This window comes from Psychrobacter sp. CLB018, from assembly GCF_041222815.1.
Classification (GTDB): Bacteria; Pseudomonadota; Gammaproteobacteria; order Pseudomonadales; family Moraxellaceae; genus Psychrobacter; species Psychrobacter faecalis.
Genome location: NZ_CP166085.1, coordinates 2439747 through 2452517, shown reverse-complemented (window position 1 = coordinate 2452517; position 12771 = coordinate 2439747). Strand labels below are relative to the sequence as shown.

The following is a 12771-nucleotide window of genomic DNA, read 5'->3' as shown; positions in this document are numbered from 1 at the left end:
TTCATATGGCAATTTACGTAGATTTTATGCAAATAGAATTTAAAGGCTATAAATGGTGCCATATGCTAGCTGATACCTTGCAAGAGTTGCACGATTTTGCCGCATTGATTGAAGTAGATAAGCGCTTATTTCATCAAAACGCCAGTTATCCGCACTATGACGTCACGGTGCAAATGCGTGAAACCGCGCTTGAGTATGGCGCTATAGCGGCCGATCGTAAAAAAATTATTGAATGTGCAAAAAAGCTAAAAGTAGAGTTAAATGCTCAAATAGCTCGTGCTAAGTCGTCAAAATAAGATTTTTACTTAACTTACAACAATAAGTAGCCTTAATCCTAAATCGCCACTTTCAAGCTTTATTAAGATAAGCGCTCTGCTAAATAGTCCACCAGCAATCTGATTTTTGGCGATAAATGACGATTGTGCGGATAAATCGCCCAAATCCCTTCCTCAGGCTCTCTATAGTCATCTAATACGCTGACCAGCGCACCGGATTCTAGATATTTTTGCACATAATAATCAGGCAACTGTACGATACCCAAGCCTTTTAGCGCAGCATCGACTAGGCTGTGACCGCTGTTATATTGTACGCTGCCAGAGACGCGTAGGTTTGTTTCTTTATCAGCATTATTTGCATTACCGCTATCTTCTATAAAGTGCCAATAATCCCGCGTACCAAGTAAGCAATTATGTTGTCTTAAATCGGCTAGAGAATATGGCACGCCGTACTTTTCTAGATAAGTGGGCGCGGCACAGACAAAATTGGTACGATGACTGAGTTTTTTTGCCATCATCGTTGAATCGCTTAATTTGCCAATACGAATCGCCAAATCATAACCACCCTCGATCAAGTCAATTTTTTGATTGCTCAAAAAAGCCGTCACTTCGATATCGCGGTATTGCACCATAAAATCATTGATAAGGGGCAATAACTGCTGTTCGCCATAGGTGACAGGCGCGGTCAGTTTAATTCTGCCTTGCGGTTTGGTTTGTAAGTTGCTTACGGCTTGTTCGGCCGCATCTAAGCCGTCAATCACACCGCGGCAATGCTGATAAAATACCCGACCTTCTTCAGTCAGCGATACCTTGCGCGTCGTACGATACAGCAATTTAATGTTAAGGCGTTTTTCTAAGGCGCTTATCTGCCGACTGACCTGCGCGGTTGAAATCCCCAATTCTTTTGCTGCTCGCGTAAAGCTTTCGTATTCTGCCACATAAACGAACTCGCTAATGCCATCCCAGCGCATGATTATTACCACCGTGTAAAAGATAATTGCAAATATAGCATATTGTTATCACAGCAGAAACAACTATAATGGACAGTATAAAATGAATCCTTTACAAGCAGCTCAAATATAAACTGCTATAACTAGCGCTTGCCTCTATCAAGTAAGCGCTATAAGCTAAATTGGTCTGCAGCTAATAAACGATAAAATGAATTAAAAAGAGAGAATACTATGTCAGATAACTTTATCAAATCCAAAGCCGCCATTGCGTGGGGGCCAAATGAGCCATTGTCTATCGAAGAAGTGGATGTGATGCTGCCCAAAAAAGGCGAAGTACTGGTGAAAATTGTCGCCAGTGGTGTTTGTCATACCGATGCGTTCACCTTATCTGGTGAAGACCCAGAAGGTGTGTTTCCTGCAATTTTAGGCCACGAAGGCGGCGGTATCGTTGAGCAAATCGGCGAAGGCGTCACCAGCGTGCAAGTCGGCGACCATGTCATTCCTTTATACACCGCAGAGTGCGGCGTCTGTAAAATGTGCCGCTCAGGTAAAACCAACCTATGCTCGGCGGTACGCGAAACCCAAGGTAAAGGCTTGATGCCAGACGGTACGACGCGCTTTTACAAAGACGGTGAGCCAATTTACCATTATATGGGTTGCTCAACCTTTTCTGAATATACGGTGTTGCCAGAGATTTCATTAGCCAAGGTTAATAAAGAGGCACCGTTAGAAGAAGTCTGCTTGCTCGGTTGCGGCGTGACCACAGGTATGGGCGCCGTCATGAATACCGCAAAAGTCGAAGAAGGTGCAACGGTTGCTATCTTTGGTTTGGGCGGTATTGGACTATCGGCGGTTATCGGTGCACAAATGGCCAAGGCCAGCCGTATTATTGCCATTGATATCAATGAGAGTAAGTTTGAGCTGGCCAAAAAATTGGGCGCGACGGATTGCATCAATCCAAAAGATTACGACAAGCCGATTCAAGATGTCATCGTTGAATTGACCGATGGCGGCGTTGATTATTCGTTTGAGTGTATCGGTAACGTCGATGTCATGCGCTCAGCGTTAGAGTGCTGTCATAAAGGCTGGGGCGAATCGATCATCATCGGTGTTGCGGGTGCTGGTCAAGAAATCTCAACCCGACCATTCCAGTTAGTCACAGGTCGCGTTTGGAAAGGCTCAGCATTTGGTGGTGTCAAAGGTCGCTCAGAGTTGCCAGGCTACGTCGAGCGCTACCTAGCAGGAGAGATTCCGTTACAAGACTTTATTACTCATACTATGCCATTAGAAGATATTAACGAAGCTTTTGACTTGATGCATAAAGGTGAGAGTATTCGCTCTGTGGTGCATTTCTAGAATTATGGTTAGATAGCTAAGCTTTTTTAACGCTATTAAATAAAAATGCCGCTCCTATAATGGAGCGGGGTTTTTTTGTATGCCTTTTAATCTTTTTTAAAGCTGTGCATATCTTCTAAAACGCCTGTAAATCTATCGTATAACCAAGGTTCAATATCGTCGACTACTTGATTGTAAAGAAGTGGTCCCAAGGTTTCGATGATAAAGTCTAATAAAAACTTAGCAGGCAGGTTGCCAATATCAACATCAAATTCCTCGCTCATATACTCTCTAAGCTTATCCAAGACAATTTCTTCTGCTTCGTCTGACAGCGTCAGTAATTTTTCTTTACTCATTAATCATAACCCCAGTTCGGGATAAGCCACATTGTAACTCATTGATACTATTTACAATGTGGCTACCTGTCCCTGCTGAGGCATGTTTTTGATGGTGGGTTTATAGGGAAACCAGCAATAAGCAATCAAACCTGACAGCAAGTTTGTGATAAACCCCGTGACACTACGATGGCGTGAGTGTTCGATTTGGCACAAGTTTTTAAGCTCTCCAAACACCGTTTCAATCAAAGAGCGATGATTGAGTAGTGCCTCATCCATAGGCTCAAGTAATTGGGGTTTCATATTACGCCGAAGTTTGGTTATCAACATGGTATCACTGTGTTTTGTGAGCCACTCGTTTAGTGCTTTACTGATATAGCCTCTATCCCCAAACACCTTGCCAAACACAGACGTTGCCATATCCTTAACAGGCACTCTGTCATCCGTATTACCCGCAGTGACTTTAACAGATACAAGCTCGCCCTTATGATTGATAATGGCGTGCAGCTTAAAGCCATAGAACCAGCCCATGCTGCTTTTGCCTCGGGTTGCCATTCTTTCAAAGACTTTATGACGGTAGATACGCTTGTTATGACAAACTGCTATCTTGGTTGAATCAATATAGCTGATACCTGTACAGTCGCCCATCATGCTTTGCAAGTAGGCACATAATGGCATGATACTGCGTGGTATCAGCTCTATAAACCGTGAATAACTGGGCAAGTTTGGAAACTCCCGCTTCATCATGCCAAGCATGTGATGGTAGTAAAAAGACTTAAACTGTCGATACCGCAGTTGATGAAACAGTACCAAGATGGTCATCATCTCTGATACACTTATCTTGCATGCTCTTAGCCGTTGACGGCCCGTTGCGATTAAGTGAGCCTCAAACTCAGGTTTGAATTGCTGATAAAAGTCGTCAATATGGCAGTATAGTTCGGTTAGGTTGTCCATGTAAGAAGTCCTTTTTGCTTAAGTGGTCTTGGTAAACTTACTTTAGCAACTTTGGACTTCTTTTTTTATCTTTGTTTGAGCCCTTATCCCGAACTGGGGTTAATCATAGTCATATTAGCAAAGCTTTATTTACTCTTGCATAGCAGCCAATTGTTGTAAAATATTTACATAATTGTCCACGCCTTGCGCGCCGCTGACCAAGTGCCGCTCATTAAAAATCATTGCTGGCACGCTTTGAATACCTTGCTGCTGCCAGTAGCGCTCTTCTGCGCGTACCTCTTTGGCAAAACGCTGATCCTCCAGCACAGCCAGCGCCTCTTCACGATTAAGTCCAACTTCCGCTGCGATATCAGCCAGCACGTTATTATCAGAAATATTGCTACCATCGGTAAAATGGGCGCCAAATAACGCCTGCTTTAACTCATGCATTGGCTTTTGTCCTTGTTGACCTGCCCAATACAACAGCTGATGCAGATTAAAAGTATTGTGCATCCGCGTGTCATCGTTGAAATTAAATTCAAAGCCAACTTCATTGCCCGCTTGCGTCATTCTAAGGCGGCTCGCGTCTGATTCTTCCTTGCTCGAACCGTATTTTTCCATAATATGTTCGCGCAAATTTTGTCCTGCGCTTGGCATATTGCTATTTAGCTCAAATGGATGCCAGTGTATTTCGTGCTCTGTATTGGTTTGCTTGAGCGCCTCAGCCAATTGACGATAACCGATAATACACCACGGGCAAACCACGTCTGAGACGATATCGATGCGCAGAGGTTTTTTGGATAGCGGTTGATTTGAGTTTTCCATATTTTTATACCTATTTTATTGATTATATTAGATTTATTTATAGAAGGTTTTATAAAGGTGAATCCATATTAAGAGAATGAAATCGTGACTACAATGGTTGCTAAGTTACAAGTTCTATTAACGAGGTTAAGCAGCCAACCGCAGTTGTAAAGGAGAGTTATCGTAGGTTTAAAAGTTGACAAAAAAGTTTTGTCCTCACTATTTGCTTAAAAAAACTACACTACAATGACTACAAAGTAAAAACAAAGCGCTGTTTTCGATACGCCATAATGAAACGATTGACGCTGTTTAAGAGCGTGCACACTTATCCTTTTATGAATAACTGCCAGCGAGAAGCCAGCATGTCTACCTTGACGTTAACAATTAATCAGCAAGATTATCAGCTTGATAATCTTGATCCGCGCACGACATTGCTTGATGTCTGCCGCCAGCATCTACAAATTACCGGACCCAAAAAGGGCTGCGACCACGGTCAATGCGGCGCTTGTACCATGCTCATTAATGGGCGACGGGTTAATTCTTGTTTGACCCTTGCGGTCATGCATGACGGTGATGAGATTACGACGATTGAAGGCATTGGAATGCCTGAATCGCTCTCAGATCTACAGCAAGCGTTTAAAGATCACGATGCGTTTCAGTGTGGTTACTGTACGCCGGGGCAAATTTGTTCAGCGACTGCTTTGATTGAAGAGATTAAGCAAAACTGGCCAAGCTATGTGACCACTGATTTGCAAAATCCTGATGGCTTGCTGGTACAAGAAATCGCTGAGCGCATGAGCGGTAATATTTGCCGCTGTTCGGCTTATCCGAACATTATTAATGCCATCTCGCAGGTTTTAGAGAGTGAGATAAAAAATAAAGCCGCTACTGAAAATAATATTAAAAATGGCTCAGATGCTGCAAGTGTTATCGGTATTTGGTCGCCGCCGCCTAGTGAAACGCAGCTTAGTAAACCCTCGCAAAATGAGGCGTCACAAAATAAAAATCATAACGCCCAAGCAGGAGCTCACTCATGAAACGCTTTGACTATGTCCGTGCCGAGGCGCCTAAACAAGCGGCGACTGCTGCCGGCCCAAAAGATGCATCATTTATCGGCGGTGGCACCAATCTCTTAGATTTAATGAAGTTTGAGATTGAAACACCAACCAAATTGGTCGATATCACCCGTCTTGAGCTTGAGCAAATCGAAACCACCGCTGATGGCGGATTACGTATCGGTACGCTGGTCACCAATAGTGATTTGGCAGCGCATCCGGAGGTCATTGCCAATTATCCCGTATTATCGCGCGCCATATTAGCGGGCGCGACGGGTCAATTGCGTAACAAAGCCACGACTGGCGGTAATTTTTTACAGCGCACGCGTTGTTATTATTTTTATCAGACCGACAGTCCGTGCAATAAACGCGAGCCCGGTAGTGGCTGTCCAGCGATTAATGGCGAGAACCGTACCCTTGCTGTTTTAGGTACAAGTGATGCTTGTATTGCCCAACATCCCTCTGATATGGCGGTGGCAATGCGGTTGCTTGATGCTGTTATTGAAACGGTGAAAGCAGATGGTTCTACCCGTTGTATTCCAATCAAAGAGTTTTATTGTTTGCCAAAAGACACGCCGCATATCGAGAATGTCTTGGAGAGTGGCGAGCTTATCACTCATGTCGTTTTACCACCGCCTATCAAAGGCATGCATACCTATGACAAAGTCCGTGACCGTGCTTCTTACGCCTTTGCCTTAGTGTCTTGTGCGTCTGTCATAGAGGTTGATGACGACGGTAACTTGGCGACCGTACGTTTGGCTTTTGGTGGTATTGGGGTGATGCCGTGGCGTAATGAAGACGTTGAAGCATTATTAACGGGCACGGCGGGTGATGACGCTACGATCGCACAAGCCGCAGACTTATTATTAAAAGAGGCCAAAGGTCACGGTCAAAACGATTTTAAAATTCCACTGACGCGTCGCCTACTTAAACAAGTTATTCAGCGCGCCTTAGCGGGCGAGGGAGCATAATCATGTCATTATTGGACTCAGTATTGCCATCAGAACCTACCAAAAAAATGATGATGAATGAGCCTGTCGATTCGCTTTTTGACAAAACGGCAAGCAAGTTGGTCGGCAAACCGATCAACCGTGTTGATGGCTCGTTAAAGGTCAGCGGACAAGCGCTTTACTCAGCAGAATTTTATCGAGAAAATCAAGTTTACGGCGTTCTAGTTGGCGCGAAAATAGCCAAAGGACAAGTGGAAAATATCGATAGCAGTGCTTTAGATGGTATTCCTGGCATCATCAAAGTCGTAACCGATCCTAAGCATTTTTTGCGAAACTCACAGCAAGGCGGTGAGACCGAAGCACCAACCCAAGGCGCCAGCGAGATTTATTATCACGGGCAGCCGATAGCGGTAGTGGTTGCTGAGACTTTTGAAGCAGCGACAGAAGGCGCTAATGCCCTGAAAGTCACATATAAAAATGAGACCGAACAAGCGGCATTAAACTTTACCCAGGAGCTGCCAAGTGCTCATGACGTCAATGAGCAAAAGGGCTCAGATAAAAATTCTGTTACAGGCGACCCTGATAAAGGCTTAGCGGATGCAGAGGTGACTCTCGATCGCTTTTACCATACGCCAAGTCAAAGCAACTCGCCGATGGAGCCGCATGCGACGCTGGCTTATTGGGAAGACGATAAGCTCATCATGTATACCTCAAACCAAATGATTGCCTCTTGCAAGCAGCAAGTGATGGATGCTTTAGATCTAAAAAAGGATCAGGTGCAATTAATCTCTTATTTTGTTGGCGGCGGTTTCGGTAGTAAATTGGGTATCGCGCCTGAGTCGATTGCAGCAGCGATTGCGGCAAAAGAGCTTGGTCGTCCTGTGCTGATCAGTATGACGCGTCCACAAGTGATGGAAGCAACCGTTAGACGCTCAAACACTCGCCAACGTATCGCCATTGGCTGCGATAAAGACGGCATTATCAACACCTTTATTCACGATACCGTTGGCAGTAATTTACCGGGTGAGGCATTTTTTGAGCCGACGGCGCTGTCGACCAAATATTTATACCGCGGTGAAAATCGCCGCGTGAATTATAAACAAGTAGACATGAATTACGTGCTTTCTGGCTCTATGCGCGCACCCGGTGAAGCGGTCGGTATGATTGCGGTTGAATGTGCTATGGATGAATTGGCCACGCAATTGAATATCGATCCGCTTGAGCTGCGCCGCCGTAACGAGCCTGAGCAAGACCCAAGCCAAGACATTCCGTTTTCGACGCGGCAGCTACTTGCTTGTATGGAGCAAGGGGCGGCGCAGTTCGGTTGGGAGCAGCGCAATCCCAAGCCTGCCAGTCAGTTAGAGGGTGATTGGTGGATTGGTACGGGAATGGCGGCATCCGCTCGTGGTAATCAGTTAAAACTGTCAGAGGCGCGGGCGACACTGCAAGTTGACGATTCAAAAGCCCTTGGCGTTAAAGCCATTATCGAAACCGATATGACCGATATCGGCACAGGCTCTTATACGGTGTTTTCCCAGGTTGCCGCTGATTTACTAGGCTTGCCGATAGACCATATCGAGATGAAGCTCGGTGATAGTGAGCTGCCATCAGCCTCAGGCTCGGGTGGTAGTTGGGGTGCGGCAAGTGCAGGTAGTGGTATCTATCTTGCCTGTGAGCAGCTGCGCGATATGTTGGCAGAAAAAGTCGGGCTTTATCCAGATACCATTCAGCTTGATAAAGGTCAGATCAAACAAGCAGGCGAGCATAACCCTAGCGTTACAGAAGCAGCGGTCGAAACGCTTAAAGACAAAGCGCTAGACTTAAAAGATACAGTCGCTGAGAAAACAGGTCTAGCATTATCAGAGTCTGCTACCGAAAAATACGATTTTAGCAATTCTCAGTCTTATGCATTGGCAGATATTATTGCTGAATGCGATGAGCAAAAAATGAGCGCTAAAGGTCAAATCAAACCGGGTAAAAATGCCAAAAGCCATCGCCAAGCGTCGTTTGGTGTCAATTTCGCAGAAGTCGCCGTCCATAGAGTGACTGGCGAGATACGTCTCAAGCGCATGGTAGGTGCTTTTGCTGCTGGTCGGATTTTAAATCATAAAACCGCTACTTCACAGTGCTACGGCGGTATGGTGTTTGGGATTGGCTCGGCGCTCATGGAGGAAGTCATCCATGATAAGCGCGATGGTCGCCTATGCAATCATGACCTTGCTGAATACCATGTACCTGTCAATGCCGATGTGCCGCAACTAGAAGTGATATTGGTAGAAGAAGACGACCCTTATACCAATCCTATGCATATCAAAGGGATCGGCGAAACCGCGATTTCTGGAGCAGCGGCGGCTATTGCTAATGCTATTTATAATGCGGTCGGTGTGCGCGTTTACGATTTCCCAATCACCCTTGATAAGCTGCTTCATGAGTTGCCAGAATAGCTATTGTTAATAATCGATATGAAAGAATGGCTAACTGATGATTGATATAAGACACCCGCTAGCGGCCATCACTAGCGGGTTTTTATAAGGCGCAATGCAATTTTAATCATTAAAACTGCAACTAAAATAAAAATAAATAGAGATAAGAGGCAATATGAATCAGGTCGCTGATATTCTAAAGCTCGCAGGCGAGGCGCAGCAGCAAAACATCGATGCGGTGTTAGCAACGGTAGTACATACCGAAGGCTCGGCATATCGGCGTGCTGGGGCGATGATGCTTATCTGCGCTGATGGACGCTCGGTTGGGATGATTAGCGGTGGTTGCCTAGAACCACATATCATCAAACGTGCTTTTTGGTTGACGCGTTATGGCGCAAACGTGCAGGTTTATCAAACGGGTAGTGATGAGAGTGACGAGGCAGATAATGATATTGAAAATAACAGCACTGAAAACAGCGATTTAGAAAATGAGCTAAATTTTGGTTTAGGCTGTAATGGCAAGGTTCATGTACTGTTTGAGCGTTTGACAGCCGCAAGGCCGTTTTTAGAAGTTATTAATCATGTTCGTCGTAGCCAAAATCCTACAACGATAGCGACGTTAATTCACGCAAATGATCAATACTATTTACCCATTGGGCTTCGGCTAGATCTAAAAGACTATATTGCCAACGGAAAAATAACTTTTGTCAGCGGTGCTCGTATGGGTAATCAAGCGTTCATTGAGCAAGCGAATATTTTTACTCATGAGATTGAAGGGTTAGTTAAAACTCTGTCAACGCATGTAGTTTCTAACAAAAATACCGAATACGTTGTCTTAAAAAACGGTGATATCACCACAGAATGGCTTATCCAGCGTCTACAACCACAGCACCGTTTGCTTGTTTGCGGGGCAGGGAATGATGTGATGCCGCTTGTGACCATGGCAAAATTACAAGATTGGCACGTCAGCGTTATCGATAGCCGTGCCCAGTATGCCACGCGGATGCGTTTTCCCGAAGCGGATATGGTGATGCCAGTCGCATTGGACGATAATGAGAAACTGCTCAAGCTCAGTCGTCATGCGGCGGTCGCGTTGATGTCGCACAGTTTGACCCAAGACCGTGCCCGTCTTTCGTTATTGCTTGCGCATCCTACTCATTATAAGTATCTTGGACAGTTAGGCCCAAGTTATCGAACCGAGCGCTTGGTAAATGAGATTCGTGCTGTCAAAGACAATCCGGCAAGTTTAAGTGAGGGCGTAAAAAAACTCCACTATCCGATTGGTTATAAATTAGGCGGTGATGGCCCTGAAGCTTTAGCACTTGGCATCATGGCACAAATAAGCGCTGTCATGCATGAGCAAAATCCTGCTGATGGTTTTTCAGATAATAATAGAACCACATCTGAAATATTGAGCGGTGTATGAAGAAAATTGACTCAACGTCAAATAGCGCGGCATTACCAAATCAAAATTCTAGCCAGCAATCAAGCCATACCATTATTCTTCTAGCCAGCGGCCTCAGTCGTCGTCTTGGAGAGACTAAGCAGCTGCTTTATAAAAATGGTGTTCCGTTAATTAGCCATATGATAAGACTGGCAGCAAGCACAAATCCGCAAGTTATTATCGTCGTTATTCCTAAAAATGAGGCATCGATAGCTAGTGAGGTAGCAAAACTAAGCGACACCCATTTACATATCAAGACTGTCATTAACCAAACGCCCGAAACTGGTATGGGACATAGTCTTTATACTGCTATTGAAGCCTTAACTCAGTTTGTTAATGATAAAGATTTTAATCATGAAGTGGTTGAGCGAGTGTTGATTATAGGCGTTGACCAAGTTTTATTGAACCTTGAACATATTAATGGATTGCTAGCCGGTAAGCATCTAGTGGTTGCCAGTGGTTATGAGCATTGGCAGATTTTCGATATGTTATCAAAAGATGACTATATTGAGCGTAGAGCAGATGCCAAGAATGAAACGAAAAATCCCATCGTTGGTCTACCGTTAGTTATCGATTATCAGCTACTTAAACAATGGCAGCTTCATATAAGTGGAGACAAAGGCCTACGTCATTTAATCAGAGCGCTCTCGCCCAGTGAAATCAGGACAGTCTTCAATAAACAGCTGAGCTATGATATCGATACGCCCGAGCAACTTGCCTATGCCCGACAGCAGGGCTGGGTTGATAAATAATTTGATGCCAAGAATCGTTTGGATGATAGGCATATTACGCCTAAACCGTTAGTAGGGTTATAAGCATGATACAACGCCTGGGCACTGATGGTAACAGGATTACCTGAATACATTACTACCGTCATACAAGCCTGCCAATAATCTGCGATATCATTTGCGCATTATAAATATAAAGTAAGGGTATCTTATGAGTCGTATATTGTGGCTAGTCGTTGGTATCATCAGTATTCTTGGCGGTATCTTTGCTTTTTTCAGTCCGCTTAGCGCTAGTTTCGCTGCTGAACAACTGGCTGGGTTTGTATTTCTTCTTGTCGGTATCTTACAGTTTACAGTTTATTGCCCTGTTCCGTGCTTATACCACGACGGGTAAAGTGCTAGCGGCCATTGGCGGTGTGCTTGGCATATTTATCGGTATTGAGCTGCTACAAAACCCGCTACAAGGTATTTTAACCTTGACCATGGTAATTGCTATTTTATTTATGGCAACGGGTATCGTCAGAGTGATGGTTGCTTTCGGTCTACGCCGAACCGTGGCTTTTGTGCCAATATTAATCTCAGGGCTTATCTCGATTACGTTGGCTATCATGATATTTACCAGCTATCCGCAGTCAGCGACCTATATTCTTGGTGTATTATTAGCGGTTGAGCTGATATCTAATGGCATCTCATTAATCATGTATTCACGTGTGCAACCACCGTTAACTCGAAATCTATAAAAAAACACCTGTAATTATCCCTAAAATAAAGCAGCTTAGCCACAAAAAAGACGCCGTAAAATAGCGTCTTTTTTTATTCTATAAGTTTTGATTGTTTTAAATATTAACGCGAAAACGTCAAAATATGCCCTTTAAAAGGTAGCTCAAGATAAGTGGTGTCCTCAGGTTTCACGTGCTGACTGCTAAAGCCAAATTCAACCATCTTATTGGTCAGCTTGTTTTTACGCCCGCGTCCAGGGTCAACGACGATAACCTCACAAGTTGGCAGTGCATGACGTTCGATAAACTCCGCCAAGATATCAATATGCTGGTCTTCATAAAGTAAATCGCTACCGATGATAATATCAAACTTACCAAGATGGCTATTGTCTTCAGCCCAGTCTAAGCGTTCAAAGTTAATTTCTTTATTATTATTCAGCGTGGTATTTCTATCCAAAAAGTACTCAACCGTCGGATGATAATCGGTCGCTGTAATATCGGCATGGCGATGGTTCAGTAGTAGACTTGATAATGCCATACCGCAGCCAACTTCCAAGATGCGCTTGCCTGCAATATCATAATCAAGCATGTGATTGGCCAGCACCAAGCTTGACGGCCAAATCACGCCAAACATCGGCCACGACGCCGAGCAAATACCGAGGTCCAGCGCCTCATTGTCAGGGTCACTAAATTGTTGATTATCGCGTAGGGTGCAGATATGAATGTCAGTATTGCCAATTTCAATCGTTTGATAACGTAAGCGCACAGTGGTTAGCGAAGCCATAAACTGTCCTAAAAATAAGCAAGAATGCAAGGTTTG

The 12771-nt window shown here is 44.4% G+C and carries 14 protein-coding genes; 9 read left to right on the top strand and 5 right to left on the bottom strand.

Annotated elements, in window-relative coordinates; genetic code table 11:
• Positions 1-5: 5 nt before the first annotated feature.
• Positions 6-296, top strand: a complete 291-nt coding sequence (locus AB8P72_RS10385) for a DUF4031 domain-containing protein (RefSeq protein ID WP_313205806.1) — start codon at positions 6-8, stop codon at positions 294-296.
• Between the two features lie 62 nt (positions 297-358).
• Here AB8P72_RS10385 and AB8P72_RS10380 read toward each other — a convergent pair whose 3' ends face one another.
• The gene (locus tag AB8P72_RS10380; RefSeq protein ID WP_369957730.1) at positions 359-1246 is read right to left on the bottom strand and encodes a LysR family transcriptional regulator; all 888 of its coding nucleotides are present in this window, start codon (positions 1244-1246) and stop codon (positions 359-361) included.
• 210 nt (positions 1247-1456) lie between these two features.
• Between AB8P72_RS10380 and AB8P72_RS10375 the strand changes: the two genes are divergently transcribed.
• Positions 1457-2581, top strand: coding sequence for an S-(hydroxymethyl)glutathione dehydrogenase/class III alcohol dehydrogenase (locus AB8P72_RS10375; protein WP_369957729.1), 1125 nt, complete (start codon positions 1457-1459; stop codon positions 2579-2581).
• 86 nt (positions 2582-2667) lie between these two features.
• On the opposite strand, the gene AB8P72_RS10370 is transcribed toward AB8P72_RS10375, so the two are convergent.
• The 3 genes from AB8P72_RS10370 to AB8P72_RS10360 form a co-directional block, all read right to left on the bottom strand.
• Positions 2668-2916, bottom strand: coding sequence for a DUF2164 domain-containing protein (locus AB8P72_RS10370; RefSeq protein ID WP_068403868.1), 249 nt, complete (start codon positions 2914-2916; stop codon positions 2668-2670).
• A gap of 51 nt (positions 2917-2967) precedes the next feature.
• Positions 2968-3849, bottom strand: coding sequence for an IS982 family transposase (locus AB8P72_RS10365; protein WP_369957728.1), 882 nt, complete (start codon positions 3847-3849; stop codon positions 2968-2970).
• Positions 3850-3978: 129 nt separating this feature from the next.
• The gene (locus AB8P72_RS10360; RefSeq protein ID WP_369957727.1) at positions 3979-4653 is read right to left on the bottom strand and encodes a DsbA family oxidoreductase; all 675 of its coding nucleotides are present in this window, start codon (positions 4651-4653) and stop codon (positions 3979-3981) included.
• A 341-nt stretch (positions 4654-4994) separates the two neighbouring features.
• Between AB8P72_RS10360 and AB8P72_RS10355 the strand changes: the two genes are divergently transcribed.
• The 7 genes from AB8P72_RS10355 to AB8P72_RS10325 all read left to right on the top strand — a co-directional run bounded on the left by AB8P72_RS10355 (position 4995) and on the right by AB8P72_RS10325 (position 11972).
• Positions 4995-5669 (top strand): 2Fe-2S iron-sulfur cluster-binding protein, encoded by a 675-nt coding sequence (locus AB8P72_RS10355; RefSeq protein WP_289051239.1) that lies wholly within the window; start codon positions 4995-4997, stop codon positions 5667-5669.
• A complete protein-coding gene (locus AB8P72_RS10350; RefSeq protein ID WP_289051237.1) occupies positions 5666-6658 on the top strand; it encodes a xanthine dehydrogenase family protein subunit M in 993 nt (330 codons plus the stop codon). The genes AB8P72_RS10355 and AB8P72_RS10350 overlap by 4 nt, the downstream gene beginning before the upstream one ends.
• A 2-nt stretch (positions 6659-6660) precedes the next feature.
• A complete protein-coding gene (locus tag AB8P72_RS10345) occupies positions 6661-9081 on the top strand; it encodes a molybdopterin cofactor-binding domain-containing protein (protein WP_369957726.1) in 2421 nt (806 codons plus the stop codon).
• 154 nt (positions 9082-9235) lie between these two features.
• Entirely contained in the window at positions 9236-10486 is a 1251-nt protein-coding gene (locus tag AB8P72_RS10340; RefSeq protein WP_369957725.1) for an XdhC family protein, read from the top strand.
• A complete protein-coding gene (locus AB8P72_RS10335) occupies positions 10483-11256 on the top strand; it encodes an NTP transferase domain-containing protein (RefSeq protein ID WP_289051231.1) in 774 nt (257 codons plus the stop codon). Before AB8P72_RS10340 ends, AB8P72_RS10335 begins: the two co-directional genes overlap by 4 nt.
• Before the next feature lie 187 nt (positions 11257-11443).
• On the top strand, positions 11444-11626 hold the full coding sequence (locus AB8P72_RS10330; RefSeq protein ID WP_289051230.1) for a DUF308 domain-containing protein: 183 nt from the start codon (positions 11444-11446) through the stop codon (positions 11624-11626).
• An 88-nt stretch (positions 11627-11714) separates the two neighbouring features.
• On the top strand, positions 11715-11972 hold the full coding sequence (locus AB8P72_RS10325) for a hypothetical protein (RefSeq protein WP_369958290.1): 258 nt from the start codon (positions 11715-11717) through the stop codon (positions 11970-11972).
• A gap of 103 nt (positions 11973-12075) precedes the next feature.
• Here the strand turns inward: AB8P72_RS10325 and AB8P72_RS10320 are convergent, their stop codons facing one another.
• The gene (locus AB8P72_RS10320) at positions 12076-12735 is read right to left on the bottom strand and encodes a methyltransferase (RefSeq protein ID WP_289051227.1); all 660 of its coding nucleotides are present in this window, start codon (positions 12733-12735) and stop codon (positions 12076-12078) included.
• Between the last annotated feature and the right edge of the window lie 36 nt (positions 12736-12771).